Source organism: Oscillibacter sp. CAG:155 (assembly GCA_000436875.1).
GTDB lineage: Bacteria > Bacillota > Clostridia > Oscillospirales > Oscillospiraceae > Oscillibacter.
Genome location: FR890955.1, coordinates 78,716 through 92,679 on the forward strand (window position 1 = coordinate 78,716; position 13,964 = coordinate 92,679).

The 13,964-nt window shown below is 57.0% G+C and carries 11 protein-coding genes and 1 pseudogene; 5 read left to right on the plus strand and 7 right to left on the minus strand.

Annotated elements, in window-relative coordinates; translation table 11 throughout:
- Window positions 1-208: 208 nt before the first annotated feature.
- The gene (locus tag QZL67_RS10420; protein ID WP_022290659.1) at window positions 209-415 is read right to left on the minus strand and encodes a hypothetical protein; all 207 of its coding nucleotides are present in this window, start codon (window positions 413-415) and stop codon (window positions 209-211) included.
- 517 nt (window positions 416-932) lie between these two features.
- On the opposite strand from QZL67_RS10420, the gene QZL67_RS10425 reads away from it, so the two are divergent.
- Window positions 933-1,313, plus strand: coding sequence for a hypothetical protein (locus QZL67_RS10425; RefSeq protein ID WP_022290660.1), 381 nt, complete (start codon window positions 933-935; stop codon window positions 1,311-1,313).
- Window positions 1,314-1,376: 63 nt separating this feature from the next.
- Here the strand turns inward: QZL67_RS10425 and hcp are convergent, their stop codons facing one another.
- The gene (gene hcp / locus QZL67_RS10430) at window positions 1,377-3,023 is read right to left on the minus strand and encodes a hydroxylamine reductase (RefSeq protein ID WP_022290661.1); all 1,647 of its coding nucleotides are present in this window, start codon (window positions 3,021-3,023) and stop codon (window positions 1,377-1,379) included.
- Window positions 3,024-3,306: 283 nt separating this feature from the next.
- Window positions 3,307-4,218, minus strand: coding sequence for a LysR family transcriptional regulator (locus QZL67_RS10435; protein ID WP_022290662.1), 912 nt, complete (start codon window positions 4,216-4,218; stop codon window positions 3,307-3,309).
- A 169-nt stretch (window positions 4,219-4,387) separates the two neighbouring features.
- On the opposite strand from QZL67_RS10435, the gene QZL67_RS10440 reads away from it, so the two are divergent.
- From QZL67_RS10440 to QZL67_RS10455, 4 genes and pseudogenes are all read left to right on the plus strand, one after another.
- Entirely contained in the window at window positions 4,388-4,888 is a 501-nt protein-coding gene (locus QZL67_RS10440; protein WP_022290663.1) for a MarR family winged helix-turn-helix transcriptional regulator, read from the plus strand.
- Complete coding sequence (locus tag QZL67_RS10445; protein WP_022290664.1) at window positions 4,854-6,593, plus strand: ABC transporter ATP-binding protein; 1,740 nt, start codon at window positions 4,854-4,856, stop codon at window positions 6,591-6,593. Before QZL67_RS10440 ends, QZL67_RS10445 begins: the two co-directional genes overlap by 35 nt.
- Before the next feature lie 14 nt (window positions 6,594-6,607).
- A pseudogene (locus QZL67_RS10450) lies at window positions 6,608-8,519 on the plus strand (ABC transporter ATP-binding protein).
- A 215-nt stretch (window positions 8,520-8,734) separates the two neighbouring features.
- Window positions 8,735-9,490, plus strand: a complete 756-nt coding sequence (locus QZL67_RS10455) for an EFR1 family ferrodoxin (RefSeq protein WP_022290666.1) — start codon at window positions 8,735-8,737, stop codon at window positions 9,488-9,490.
- Window positions 9,491-9,568: 78 nt separating this feature from the next.
- Here QZL67_RS10455 and QZL67_RS10460 read toward each other — a convergent pair whose 3' ends face one another.
- The 4 genes from QZL67_RS10460 to nrdD all read right to left on the minus strand — a co-directional run bounded on the left by QZL67_RS10460 (window position 9,569) and on the right by nrdD (window position 13,898).
- Entirely contained in the window at window positions 9,569-9,904 is a 336-nt protein-coding gene (locus QZL67_RS10460; RefSeq protein WP_022290667.1) for a nucleotide pyrophosphohydrolase, read from the minus strand.
- Window positions 9,905-9,919: 15 nt separating this feature from the next.
- Window positions 9,920-10,957: a 16S rRNA (cytosine(1402)-N(4))-methyltransferase RsmH gene (gene rsmH, locus QZL67_RS10465; RefSeq protein ID WP_022290668.1), complete on the minus strand. Its 1,038-nt coding sequence runs from the start codon at window positions 10,955-10,957 to the stop codon at window positions 9,920-9,922.
- A gap of 151 nt (window positions 10,958-11,108) precedes the next feature.
- On the minus strand, window positions 11,109-11,636 hold the full coding sequence (gene nrdG / locus QZL67_RS10470; RefSeq protein WP_022290669.1) for an anaerobic ribonucleoside-triphosphate reductase activating protein: 528 nt from the start codon (window positions 11,634-11,636) through the stop codon (window positions 11,109-11,111).
- Between the two features lie 63 nt (window positions 11,637-11,699).
- Window positions 11,700-13,898, minus strand: coding sequence for an anaerobic ribonucleoside-triphosphate reductase (gene nrdD / locus QZL67_RS10475; RefSeq protein WP_292920301.1), 2,199 nt, complete (start codon window positions 13,896-13,898; stop codon window positions 11,700-11,702).
- Window positions 13,899-13,964: the final 66 nt, after the last annotated feature.

A 13,964-nucleotide genomic window follows, 5' to 3' on the forward strand; every position in this document is an offset into this window, starting at 1 on the left:
CCGGCCCATCCGCCCGGTTACGGAGCAGGACAGGATTCCACAGGAACAGATGGCATTTTAAGTCGGTTTGCAGATCTCAATGGCCCGCGGCATTTTGCCGCGGGCCTTCTTGCTGTCGGCAGCCAGCCGGAGTGTCCCGCCGGATTTTGTCCAAGAACGGTTGCATGAGAATATGAGTGCTGTCAAAATACCAGCTGAACGGGGGAGATCACTGAATGGGCGGCGGTCCGTCCAGAACATGGGGGCCTCTGGTGCCGTCTTCATTGAGGTAGTATCCATCCACGATGGTAGACAGTCCGCCTCCGAAATGCCATCCCCGTTCCTCCAGAAATGGGATGAATGCGTCCCAGAAGTCTTCTGCCGTAATATTCGGCTGGACCTGTACACAGCCTTGAATTTCGATTTCCTTGATCATTGCGTTGCCTCCAAATCCTTTCATTTTTCATCAGAGGGAGGAAAGTGCGCTGCTGAGTTGGTGCCCCGCAGACGGGAGCGCATATGCGATATGGGCGGCATTCTATCATACATTTCCCGGTCTTCCGTGAATTTTTTCTGAACTTTCCGAAAGCACCATTCGTTTGTGCATGGCAGCTTGTTGGTAGATCATCCTGCAACTCAGGGACGCAGCGTCCGCAGATGCCCCAGCCGCGGGGATTTCTGTGGGCCCGGGTGCCAGCAAAAGCGTTCTATTTGTTGGAAATCTATGGCAGTATTTTTTGCTTTTGTCATTTTCCGAAAATATTTGTTTCCAAATTGTTGTTTATTGCAGGTGCGGGTGCTGATACAATCATGGCCACTGCCGGGCAAGGAGGAGGAAGTGACGTGCGTTCCATTACGGCAGAGGATGTGGAGAGAACATCGGCAAAACGGCCCGGAAGGGGCCATGGGAAAAGCCGTTTGCAACAACATGAAAATTTGAAAGGATGAATGGTATGAAAAAGATCGTTATGCTTCTGCTGACCGCATGCCTGCTGCTGTCACTGGCAGCCTGCGGCAAGAACACGGAGGACACCAACAAGAATGTGGACGATTCCCAGACCATGGAGGAATCCCAGAACACGGATGAGTCCCAGGGCACGGAAGAGTTCCAGGAGCCCGTTGACGAGGAGACCATTGAGGGTGTCATCAACCGCCTGGACGACTATCTGGTGCTGCTGGACAGCGACGGAAATTATCACATTTTTGACTTCGGTGAGGGCGTGGACCAGAAGAGTCTGGCAGAGGGTGACAGCGTGAAGGTGATTTATGTCGGTGTACTGGATCAGGAAGATCCGGCACCGGTGGCAGTGTCGGTGGAAAAGACTGACGGCTGATAAAACACGAAAAAGGACAGGACACAAAGTGTCCTGTCCTTTTTTGCATTTTACAGAAAACTGTCAGTTGGAAGCGGAATCTCCGAAAAAGAGTGCCAGGTCGTCTTCCACCGTGCCAATACCTGCAATGCCGAAGTTATCTACCAGCACCTTGGCCACATTAGGGCTGAGGAAGGCGGGCAGGGTGGGACCCAGATGGATGTTCTTCACGCCCAGATACAGCAGGGCCAGCAGTACGATCACGGCCTTCTGCTCGTACCAGGCGATGTTGTAGACAATGGGCAGGTCGTTGATGTCCGACAGGCCGAAGACCTCCTTGAGCTTCAGGGCGATCACCGCCAGCGAGTAGGAGTCGTTGCACTGTCCGGCATCCAGTACGCGGGGAATGCCGCCGATGTCGCCCAGATCCAGCTTATTGTACTTATACTTGGCACAGCCGGCGGTGAGGATCACTGCGTCCTTGGGCAGGGCCTTTGCAAACTCGGTGTAGTACTCCCGGCTCTTGGCCCGGCCGTCACAGCCTGCCATCACCACGAATTTCCGAATGGCGCCGGACTTCACAGCTTCCACGATTTTGTCCGCCAGCGCCAGCACCTGGGCATGGGCAAAGCCGCCGGTGATCTCACCCCGCTCGATCTCCTGGGGCGGGGGGCAGGTCTTGGCCTGGGCAATGAGTGCGGAGAAATCCTTCTCCTCTCCGATGCCGCCGGGAATGTGCTTGCAGCCGGGGTAACCAGCGGCGCCAGTGGTGTAAAGCCGGTTCTTGTAGCTGTCCTTGGGAGGAACGATGCAGTTGGTGGTCATCAGGATGGGACCGTTGAAGGACTCAAACTCCTCCTTCTGCTTCCACCAGGCGTTGCCGTAGTTGCCCACGAAGTTGGGATACTTCTTGAAGGCGGGGTAGTAGTGGGCGGGGAGCATCTCGGAGTGGGTGTACACGTCCACACCGGTGCCCTGGGTCTGCTCCAGAAGCATCTCCAGGTCCCGCAGATCGTGACCGGAGACCAGGATGCCAGGATTCTTTCCAACGCCGATGTTCACCTTGGTGATCTCAGGGTTGCCGTAGGCAGAGGTGTTGGCCTTGTCCAGCAGCGCCATGCCCTCTACGCCGTATTTTCCTGTTTCCATGGTCAAAGCGACCAGATCATCCACGGTGAGAGAATCATCCAGGGTAGCGGCCAGCGCACGCTGAAGGAACGCGTCCACTGCCTCGTCATCCTGAAGCAGGGCGTTGGCGTGTTTGGAGTAGGCGGAGAGGCCCTTGAGACCGTAGGTGATCAGTTCCCGGAGGGAGCGGATGTCCTCATCCTCGGTGGCAAGTACGCCCACCTGTGCGGCTTTGGCCTCCCAGTTCTCACTGCCATCCCAGCGGGCGGCCGCAGGCAGCGCCTCCACATCCTGCACCTGGGGCAGCAGGGCCTGTGTTTCATCCAGCGTCATACGGATACGGGCTTGAATGGCATCCTTATCAAAGTTGGCATTGGTGATGGTGGTGAAAAGGTTCAAAGTGACGAGGCGGTTGACTTCCACGGGGACCTTTGCATCCTGCGCCCGCAGGGCGGTTGTCACGGCGGAGAGTCCCTTTGTCACATAGACCAGCAGATCCTGCATGGCTGCCACATCGGGTTTCTTTCCGCACACGCCGGAAAGCGTGCAGCCGGTGCAGCCGGCAGTCTCCTGGCACTGATAGCAAAACATTTTGCGCTCCATATTTGATTCCTCCTGTGTTGGTTCTGGGCGGTGAGGCTTCAAAAGCCCGCCCGGTGGGATTACGCTCGATGGGTTTACTATACAGAGTTTGAACCGGTTATTCCGTTGTTATCACAACAAAATAAAAAACTGACATAATTTTCTGCAAATTTAGCAGCAAGCATGGAAAGCTGGCCTCAGTGGGCCGGCTTTCCATGCTTCTGGGTGCAGCGCCGGGGGGCGGACCGGTGCAACAGAGGCTTTTTTCTCAATGGGGAGAGGAGCTGGGTGAATTTTGGTGGAGTTATGCCTGCGCAGAGGGAAGGAGCGGGGAAGAAGAATTTTGCAGGAGGGTTCCCAATGCGGACAAAAACAGCCGCAGTGTGGGTGTGAGGCCGCCGGAGTGGTAAACGGCGCCGAAGGAGATGGGAGAGAAGGCAGGAATGGGAATATAGCGCAGACCAGGAATCCGTGCGGGCCGCAGGTCCGGCATGATGGCAAAGGCGTAGCCGGCCTCTACCAGGGTGTGAACGATCTCCAGATTATCGCAGAAGAGCATTTGATCCGGATTGCGCTCGGCCACCACCTGATTTTGAACCGAGAACAGCGCAGGCGGATAGATAGGCGGGGGGCAGGTTGCGATCCGCCCGCCATTTTTCACCTGCTCAATGGTGAGCTGGTCATAGACGGCCAGAGGGTGGGTCTCACTGCAAATGCAGACCAGTGGGCAGCGGATCAATTCCCGGTAAACTGCTTTTGGCGGGGCGGACTCCTGCAGGGAGAGCAGAACCTGCACGTCGTCCTCTGCCAGCAGATTCTCCAAAGAGGCGTACGGCAGCAGCCGCAGGACGGGGAGCAGCCGTGGTTGTTCCTGGTGAAGCTGGGCCAGTACCGGGCGCAGGAGGCGCAATTCCATAAAATTCCGGCAGCCGATGCCGAAGCGCAGGGGAAGGGTCGCCTGACATTCCTTCAGGCGCGCCTTGGAGAGACCGGACAGTTTTAAAATCTCATTGGCGTACTGGGTGAACAGGTGCCCCGCCTGGGTCAGGCGGACGCTTTTGCTGGTTCGGAAAAACAGCTTTGTCCCCAGTTCATCCTCCAGTGAGCTGATCTGATGGCTGACGGCAGGCTGTGTGATGCGCAGCTGTTCGGCGGCGCGGGAGAAGTTTAAAAAGTTGGCCACTTGCAGAAAACATTCCAGTTGCGTCGTGTTCAAAGGAAAATCCCTCCCAGGATCATGCAGATGTAGAATCAGAAATAATGATAAAAGTTTTTTATAAATAATAACATATTTGAATTTCACAAACAAGGTTTGTTGTGCTATAAACGGTAAGGTGCAAAACAGTTCTCACACGAACGATTGCAGGAGAAGAGGTGACGGGAACGTGAATGTGGAGCGGAAAACGCTGGTGCTGCAGAACCGGCGCATCAGCATCCAGATGGAGCTGCTGGCGGATCAGCTGGTGGCACAGAAGGGGCTGACGGCGGCTCAGGCGAATATGCTTTTTTTTATTTTGGGCCATTCCGGAGAGGGAACCTCTCTGACGGAGATTCACAATGAATTTGGGTTTTCCAAGGCGGCCTTATGCCGGATTCTCAAATACCTGCGGCAAAACGGCTATGTGCGGGCCGTACCTTGTGTGGGCGATGAACGGCGCAAGCTGCTGTTTGGGACCGACAAGGGCGCGCAGGTTGAAAATTTTCTGCAGAATGCTGTCAGTTCGGCCTGCGATCAGGCTTACCAGGGTTTTTCGGATGAAGAACTGCAGGAACTGGACCGGCTGCAAAAGAAAATGATGCAGAACCTGTCAGAACATACTGGTGATCAAAGAGCCAAGAGGAGTGAACATTGTGAAGAAAGTCCTACAACAGTTAAAACAGTATAAGCGGGATGCGCTTTCCTGCGTGGGATTGACTGCCCTGGAGGTCGTCATGGAGATCCTGCTGCCCTTTGTAACGGCGCGGATCATTGACGAGGGCCTGGAGATGGGCAGCATGCCCGCAGTGTATCGCTATGGAGCGCTGATGGTGGTCATGGCGTTTTTCAGCCTGGTTTTTGGCACATTGGCGGGCAAATTTGCTGCCAGCGCATCCTCAGGCCTGTCGGCCAATCTGCGGGAGGAGATCTACAATACCATCCAGACGTTCTCCTTTTCCAATATTGATAAATTCAGCGTTCCCGGTCTGGTGACCCGGATGACCACCGACATCACCAATGTCCAGAACGCATTCATGATGGTAATCCGTGTGGCGGTCCGTTCGCCGCTGATGCTGATCTTCAGTTATGCCATGTGCCTGATCATCAGCCCCCGCCTCAGCGCCATGTTTTTGATCGCCGTGGTATTTCTGGCTGTGGTGATTGGAACCATCATGGTGGTGACGCTGAAAGTTTTCAACCAGGTATTCCGAAAATACGATGACCTGAACGCCAGCGTACAGGAAAATATCTCCGCCATCCGGGTGGTAAAGGCCTTTGTCCGGGAAGACCACGAAAATGAAAAATTCTCCAAGGCGTCCCAGAACCTCTACCGCCTCTTTGTGAAGGCAGAGGGCCTGCTGGCGTTCAACAATCCGGCCATGATGCTGGCGGTTTACTTCTGTATCATCTCCGTGTCCTGGTTCGGTGCACAGTACATTGTGGGCGGCAGCCTGAGCACCGGTGATCTCACCAGTCTCTTCAGCTACATCATGTCGCTGCTGATGAGCTTGATGATGCTCTCTATGGTGGTGGTGATGATCTCCATGTCCATGGCCAGTATCCGCCGGATCAGCGAGGTCCTGACGGAGACGCCGGACCTCCACAATCCGCAGCAGCCTGTCACCGAGGTGGCCGACGGCAGCATCGACTTCAACCATGTCAGTTTTTCCTATAAGCACGGCAGCGGGAAAAACGCCCTGTCCGATATCGACCTTCATATCCGCTCGGGCGAGACCATCGGCGTGATCGGCGGAACCGGTTCCGGTAAGAGCAGCTTGGTCAACCTGATCTGCCGTCTCTACGACGTGGACGAGGGCTCCGTGTGTGTGGGCGGCGTGGACGTCCGGAAATACGACATGGAGACACTGCGCAACCAAGTATCTGTGGTGCTGCAGAAAAACACCCTGTTCTCCGGCACCATTCTGGAAAACCTGCGCTGGGGCAATCCGGATGCCAGCGACGAGGAGTGCATCGAGGCCTGCAAGGCAGCCTGTGCCGATGAGTTCATCGACCGCCTGCCGGACGGTTACAACACCCGGATTGAGCGGGGCGGTGCCAATGTCTCCGGTGGTCAGAAGCAGCGGCTTTGTATTGCCCGGGCCCTTTTGAAGCGGCCCAAGGTGCTGATCCTGGACGATTCCACCAGCGCGGTGGACACCGCGACTGATGCAAAAATCCGGGCCGCTTTTGCCCAGAAAATCCCCGGTACCACGAAGATCATCATTGCGCAGCGGATCTCCAGCGTGGAGGGAGCCGATCGGATTCTGGTGCTGGACAACGGCCGCATCAACGCCTTCGACAGTCATGAGAACCTGCTCAAAAACAACGCCATTTATCAGGAGATCTATGAATCCCAGGTAAAGGGCGGCGGCGATTTCGATCAGCCGGCGTAAGAGGAGGAACGCATATGAATCAGCAAAAAACATCGAAACCCGCAGCAACGGCGGTACTCAACCGGGTCCTGCGCTATATGCTGCATTACTATAAAGTCCCGTTTACACTGGTGGTGCTGTGCATCATCATTACGGCAATCGCCACCGTAACAGGCGCCACATTCCCGCAGACGCTGGTGGACAGCTATATCACGCCCATGCTGGAGACCGGTTCCCGGGATTTCAGCGGGCTGGCACATGATCTGATCCGGCTGGCCTGCATCATGGGCATTGGCGTGGTGGCGGCATTTTCCTATAACCGTATCATGGTCAGTGTCAGCCAGGGAACCATGCGCCGCCTGCGCAATGAGCTGTTTGCCAAAATGGAGTCCCTGCCCATCAAATACTTCGATACCCATGCCCACGGCGACATCATGTCCGTATATACCAACGACATAGATACACTGCGGCAGCTGCTCAGCCAGAGCATTCCCCAGATCATCAACTCTGTCATTACCATGGTGGCCACACTGGTGACCATGATATTGCTCAATCCTACGCTGACCGTCATCTCCCTGCTGACAGCTGCGGTGATGCTGGTGGTCACGAAGAACTTCTCCAAGCTCTCCGGCAAATACTATGTCCGTCAGCAGCGGGACTTGGGCATTGTGGACGGCTTCATCGAGGAGATGCTGGACGGGCAGAAGGTAGTCAAGGTGTTCTGCCACGAGGAAGCTGCCAAAGCCGACTTCCGCAAGGTCAACGACGCGCTGCGGGACAGTGCCAACATGGCGAACCGCTACGCAAACCTCCTCATGCCCATCAACTCCAATATCGGCTGGCTGAGCTATGCCCTGGTGGCCATCATCGGCGCAATTTTGGGGATCAACGGCCTGGCCGGTGTGACCCTCGGCACGGTGATTACCTTTGTAAGCCTGAACAAAAGTTTTACCAACCCCATTACCCAGGTCAGCATGCAGGTGAACTTTGTGGTCACCGCAGCAGCCGGCGCCCAGCGGGTCTTTGACCTGATGGACCAGACACCGGAGGCCGACGAGGGCTACGTGGAACTGGTCAGTGCCCGTGAAAACCGGGAGGGTCAGCTGGAAGAGACCGCAGAGCGGACCAATGTGTGGGCCTGGAAGGACCCGCATCAGGCGGATGGAACCGCTGCCTATACCAGGTTGGAGGGCGGCGTGGTGTTTGACAACGTGGACTTTGGCTACGACGAGAACAAACTGGTGCTGCACAATATCAGCCTTTGGGCAAAGCCGGGCCAGAAGATCGCCTTCGTGGGCGCCACCGGTGCCGGCAAGACCACGATCACCAATCTGATTAACCGTTTTTACGATATTGCCGACGGCAAGATCCGCTACGACGGAATCAACATCAACAAGATCAAAAAGCCGGACCTGCGCCGCTCCTTGGGCATTGTCCTCCAGGACACCCACCTGTTCACCGGCACGGTAATGGAGAATATCCGCTACGGAAACCTGGATGCCAGCGATGAAGAGTGTATGGCGGCAGCTGAACTGGCCAACGCGGACGGATTTATCCGCCGGCTGCCGGACGGCTATCAGACCATGCTCACCGGCGACGGTGCCAACCTCAGTCAGGGCCAGCGCCAGCTGCTGGCCATTGCCCGGGCGGCAGTGGCGGACCCGGCGGGGCCGATTCCGGACGAGGGCACGCCCTCCATCGGACGAGGCCACGTCCTCCATCGATACCCGTACGGAAAAATTGGTGCAGGATGGCATGGATGCGCTGATGACAGGGCGGACGACGTTTGTCATTGCCCACCGCCTGTCCACAGTGCGCAACGCCGACTGTATCATGGTCATGGAGCAGGGCCGCATCATTGAGCGGGGCACCCATGATGAATTGATTGCTAAAAAAGGAAAATACTACCAGCTCTACACCGGAAATTTTGCGGAAGAGCCGGCCTGAGCAAAACCGGGGCGGACCGAACAGCGGTCTGTCCCGGTTTCAAATTCAGTAAACGCGATTTGCCCGGCCATTTTCCGTTTGAATGGAGCTGAAAATCTGGTATACTAAAAAGGCCCTTGGCGGAGATCTTTCTAATGGAAGGGCCATCCCCCGACCGATCAGATCTTTTCTGAGGGGTTGGAGAAAAGTATGATTCTGAAAAGAGGGAAGAAGCAATGATCGTGTATTTCAGCGGCACCGGGAACAGCCGCTACTGCGCAAGGCTGCTGGCGGATCAGCTGCGGGATTCCTATATGGACGCGTTTGAATTCATTCGCAACGGTGTGGCGGCGGAGCTTACCTCCGAAAGGCCCTGGGTCTTTGTCACGCCGACCTACAGCTGGCGGCTGCCCCGTCTCTTTGAGAACTTCCTCCGTGCCGGCCGCTTTTCCGGCAGCCGGGACGCTTATTTTGTGATGACCTGCGGTGATGACATCGGAAACGCGGCCAGATGGAACGAGGCGCTCTGCCAGGATCTGGGCTTTCGCTGCCGGGGAACGCTGCCGGTGGTGATGCCGGAGAACTACATCGCCATGTTTCAGGCACCGAAACCGGAGGAGGCCCGTTCCATCATCGACGCTGCCCGTCCTACATTGGAGATGGGGAGCACCTTGATTCAGGAGGGGAGGGATTTTCCAGCGGTACATGCCGGGACGTTGGACCATCTCAAGTCTGGAATTGTCAATGCCCTTTTTTACCGTTTTCAGGTTCGTGCAAAGCCCTTCCGGGTCTCTGGAAAATGTGTTTCCTGCGGCAAGTGTGAACAGGTTTGCCCGCTGGGCAATATAAAACTGGAAAGCGGAAAGCCGGTCTGGGGCAATCGCTGTACCCACTGCATGGCCTGCATCTGCGGCTGTCCCACGAAAGCCATTGATTACGGCAGGGCCAGCCGGGGAAAGCAACGCTATCAGTGCCCGCCCTACGAGAAATAAGCGGTCTGCTTCATCCGGGAAAATTCGGAAGTTTCAAAGAAAAGGCCCCTTGCCGTCAAAACGCGGCAAGGGGCCTTTTCAAAGCTCTGTATATTTCGCGGCGTTTCCCCTGGCTTTTTCCACCGGGTATTTGGCCTCGTTTTTCGTGACCTTTTCATTCATGATCTCGTCCAGGTCCAGTCCGCAGACGTCAGCCATCAAAATGCAGTAGCTCAGCACGTCCGCCAGCTCCTCCCGGATTTGGCCCAGCTTGTCGCGGCACTCCAGGTCCGTGCCGCTCCACTGAAAGAGCTCCAGCAGCTCCGCCGCCTCCAGATTCAGAGAAATGGCCAAGTCCTTGGGGGTGTGGAACTGCCGCCAGTCCCGGTCATCCCGGAATTGCAGCACACGCCGGATGGTTTCATCCCGCAGCATCCGTCTCTCCCTCCTTTACGCCCGGATGGCCCACCGCAGCTTAGTGGACCGGGCTCGGGGATTACGGTGGCACTCCTGGGCGGAGGGCCGGATCACATCCTCCGAGACCTCCTGGTAGAGGCCCTCACGCTGGTACTGGCGGAAGGCCTTTTTAACCAGCCGATCCTCTCCGGAGTGGAAGGTCAAAATAGCGGCCCGTCCGCCGGGCTTGAGCACGCCGGGCAGCTTTTCCAAAAAGGCGTAAAGCACTTCGAACTCGCTGTTGACGTCGATCCGCAGGGCCTGGAAGGTCCGCTGACAGGATTTTTTCACCGCCTCTTTCCGCTCCCCGGCAGGCAGGAAGGAAAGCGCACCTTCAATCAAAGACGCCAGCTGGCGGGTGGTCTCCACCGAGCCGCCCCGCCGGTAGACCTGCATCACGGCCCGGGCAATGCGGTCGGCGTAAGGTTCGTCTGCATTTTCCACCAGCAGGGCTTCCAATTCCTCCTCATCCAGTTCCCGCAGGCGCTGCGCTGCGGTGACGCCGGAGGCCGGGTCCAGCCGCAGGTCCAGTGGGCCGTCGTATTTGAAGGTAAAGCCCCGCTCAGGATTGTCGATCTGCATGGAGGAGACGCCAAGGTCTGCCAGCACGAAGTCGAATGGCACGCCGGGGGCCACCTGATCCACATCGGCAAAGTTCATATGGCGGATGGTCAGGATCTCCGGGCCGTAGCCCAGTGCCGCCAGACGGGACCGGGTCTTTTCCGACTCCACGCTGTCCACATCCGTGGCATAGAGGTGGCCCTGTCCCTGGAGCTGTTCCAACATCCGACGGGTGTGGCCGCCGTACCCCAGGGTGGCGTCATAGCCGATCTGGCCGGGGCGGATCTGTAAAAATTCCAGAATCTCGTCCACCAGAATGGGAATATGCATCCCGGCAGGGGTCTTTCCACTTTCGAGAATCTTTTTCACGTCGGACTGATACCGTTCCGGGTTGAGTTCCTTGTATTTTTCCCGATAGTTCCGGGGATGGGTGCCGGAATAGCGGACCCGGCGCTTGTGTTCTTGTTCCATGCGATCAACTCCTGTCTGATTCTGTATCATATCATGCTTTCCAGGAAAAAAGAAGCCGTGATTTCAGGGATTTTCAAGCAGCCGGACCAAAACAGCCGCCGTCATCAGACGGCGGCTGTTGGTTTTGCGGCGCGGAGAGTGTGAGGATGGGTCAGGTTCGGTCCGGCAAAAAGCACAGATGACCTGCCCGGCGGCTGGCATTCAGGTCGATGAGCCGCTGGTTGGAGCTGCCCCGAAACCGGAGGGAGATGTCCTTGAGCTCTTCTACAAACCGCCCGTCCACCAGCACGTCCAGCAGAGAGAGCATCTCGTCCGTCACCTCGCAGCGGGGATGGGTGCCGTCGGTGGTCAGCTCTTCATAGGTAAAGCCGCTGAAGCCCCAGATGGTCTTGCCCGGATACGCTGCCCGGACCCGCTGCAAAAAGGGCACCAGACGCCGCTGGTTCTCCGGCTCAAAGGGTTCCCCGCCCAACAGCGTCAGCCCGTTGATATAGTCGGGAGAAAGCAGGTCCAGAAGGTGTGCTTCCGTCTCCTCTGTGAAGGGTTGTCCATAGTCGAATGCCCAGGTCTGGGGCTGAAAGCAGTTTTTGCAGTGGTTGGTGCAGCCGGAGACGAAGAGGGTCACCCGGACGCCTTCTCCGTTGGCGATGTCACAGTTTTTGATCTCTCCGTAATACATCATGGCCTCCTGTCAAAAAGCCCCCGCCGCGAGGACGGGGGCCGTTTTGGGAACGAATGGAGTTTACAGGTGCAGCACCCGGTCCCGGATCTCCTGGGTGCGGCCCTGGTTCCAGAACTGCGTGCCGATGTAGCCGCAGGTCCGCCGGGCCACATTCATCTTGTCCTGATCGGTGTTGCCGCACTTGGGGCATTTCCAGATGAGCTTCCCGTTTTCCTCCACGATCTGGATCTCGCCGTCCCAGCCGCACACCTGGCAGTAATCGCTTTTGGTGTTGAGCTCGGCATAGATGATGTTGTCGTAGATGAACTTCATCACCTGGAGCACCGCCTCCAGATTGTTCTGCATGTCCGGCACTTCCACGTAGCTGATGGCGCCGCCGGGGGAGAGGTGCTGGAACTGGGCCTCAAACTTGAGCTTGTCAAAGGCGTTGATTTCCTCGGTGACGTGGACATGGTAGCTGTTGGTGATATAGCCTTTATCGGTGATGCCCTCAATGATGCCGAAGCGACGCTGGAGGCACTTGGCAAACTTATAGGTAGTGGACTCCAGGGGCGTGCCGTAGAGGGAGAAGTCGATGTCGCTTTCCTCTTTCCACTTCTTGCAGGCGTCGTTCATGTGCTGCATGATGGAAAGGGCAAAGGGCGTGGCCTCGGGGTCCGTGTGGCTCTTGCCGGTCATGTACTTGACGCACTCATAAAGACCTGCGTAACCCAGGGAGATGGTGGAGTAGCCGTGGTAGAGCAGCTCGTCGATCGGCTCGCCCTTTTTCAGCCGAGCACAGGCTCCATACTGCCACAAAATGGGGGCAACATCGGAGAGAGTTCCCTTGAGCCGTTCATGGCGGCACATCAGCGCCCGGTGGCACAGCTCCAGCCGCTCGTCAAAAATACTCCAGAACTTCTCCAGATCTCCGCCGGAGGAAAGGGCCACGTCGGGGAGGTTGATCGTCACCACGCCCTGGTTGAACCGGCCGTAGTATTTGTGCTTGCCGGGCTCGTAGTTGCCGGCATTGGCAATGTTGCCGACGCCTGCGTCAGTGAACCGGTCCGGCGTCAGGAAGGAACGACAGCCCATGCAGGTGTACACGTCGCCCTTGAGCTCCTTCATCTTCTTGGCGGAGATGTAGTCGGGCACCATACGCCGGGCGGTACACTTGGCGGCCAGCTTGGTCAGATAGTAGTAGGGGGAGTCCTCGTGAATGTTGTCCTCCTCCAGCACGTAGATGAGCTTGGGGAAGGCAGGGGTGATCCACACGCCGTCCTCATTCTTGACGCCCTGATAGCGCTGTTCCAGCGTCTCCTCGATGATCAGGGCCAGGTCCTTGCGCTCCTGGTCGTTCTTGGCCTCACCCAGGTACATGAACACCGTCACAAACGGCGCCTGTCCGTTGGTGGTCAAAAGCGTCAGCACCTGGTACTGGATGGTCTGGACGCCCCGGCGCACCTCGTCCCGCAGGCGGGTCTCCACCAGCTCCCGGATTTTCTCCTCCGACGGCTGGATGCCCAGGGTGGCCATCTCCTGCTCCACGATCTTGCGGATCTTCTTCCGGCTCACGTCCACAAAGGGGGCCAGATGGGCCAGGGAGATGGACTGCCCGCCGTACTGGTTGGAGGCCACCTGCGCGATGATCTGGGTGGCGATGTTGCAGGCGGTGGAGAAGCTGTGGGGGCGCTCAATGAGGGTACCGGTGATGACAGTGCCGTTTTGCAGCATGTCCTCCAGGTTCACCAGGTCGCAGTTGTGCATGTGCTGGGCGTAGTAGTCGGAGTCATGGAAGTGGATGATGCCCTCCTTGTGGGCCTCCACGATGTCCGGGGGGAGCAGCAGCCGCTCGCTCAGGTCCCGGGAGACCTCGCCGGCCATGTAGTCCCGCTGGGTGGAGTTTACCACGGGGTTCTTGTTGGAGTTCTCCTGCTTGGCCTCCTCATTGCAGCACTCGATGAGGCTGAGGATCTTCTCGTCGGTGGTATTGCTCCGGCGGACCAGGGAACGGGTGTAGCGGTAGGTGACGTAATTTTTGGCCACCTCATATGCCCCATGGGCCATGATCTGGTACTCCACCAGGTCCTGGATCTCTTCCACCGAGGGGGAGCGATTCATTTTCAGACAGCTCAGCTCCACAAATTCCGCGATGCGCTGAATCTGCATCGGTGTCATGCGGGCGTTCTCCTCCACGGAATCATTGGCCTTCGTGATGGCGGCAATGATTTTTTCGAGATCGAAAAGAACTTCCGTCCCGTTTCGCTTGATGACTTTCATGATCTCCAACCCAACCTCTCGTAAACTTTCACATATCATATGTAGCAGATTTTGTATTGATAGCAT

What these genes read in the sequence shown, in the direction of transcription:
- QZL67_RS10425 (WP_022290660.1), top strand. Translation starts at nt 933, where the DNA reads ATGAAAAAGATCGTTATGCTTCTGCTGACCGCATGCCTGCTGCTGTCA.
- QZL67_RS10460 (WP_022290667.1), bottom strand. Translation starts at nt 9,904, where the DNA reads ATGCTGCGGGATGAAACCATCCGGCGTGTGCTGCAATTCCGGGATGAC.
- QZL67_RS10420 (WP_022290659.1), bottom strand. Translation starts at nt 415, where the DNA reads ATGATCAAGGAAATCGAAATTCAAGGCTGTGTACAGGTCCAGCCGAAT.
- rsmH (WP_022290668.1), bottom strand. Translation starts at nt 10,957, where the DNA reads ATGGAACAAGAACACAAGCGCCGGGTCCGCTATTCCGGCACCCATCCC.
- nrdD (WP_292920301.1), bottom strand. Translation starts at nt 13,898, where the DNA reads ATGAAAGTCATCAAGCGAAACGGGACGGAAGTTCTTTTCGATCTCGAA.
- hcp (WP_022290661.1), bottom strand. Translation starts at nt 3,023, where the DNA reads ATGGAGCGCAAAATGTTTTGCTATCAGTGCCAGGAGACTGCCGGCTGC.
- nrdG (WP_022290669.1), bottom strand. Translation starts at nt 11,636, where the DNA reads ATGTATTACGGAGAGATCAAAAACTGTGACATCGCCAACGGAGAAGGC.
- QZL67_RS10455 (WP_022290666.1), top strand. Translation starts at nt 8,735, where the DNA reads ATGATCGTGTATTTCAGCGGCACCGGGAACAGCCGCTACTGCGCAAGG.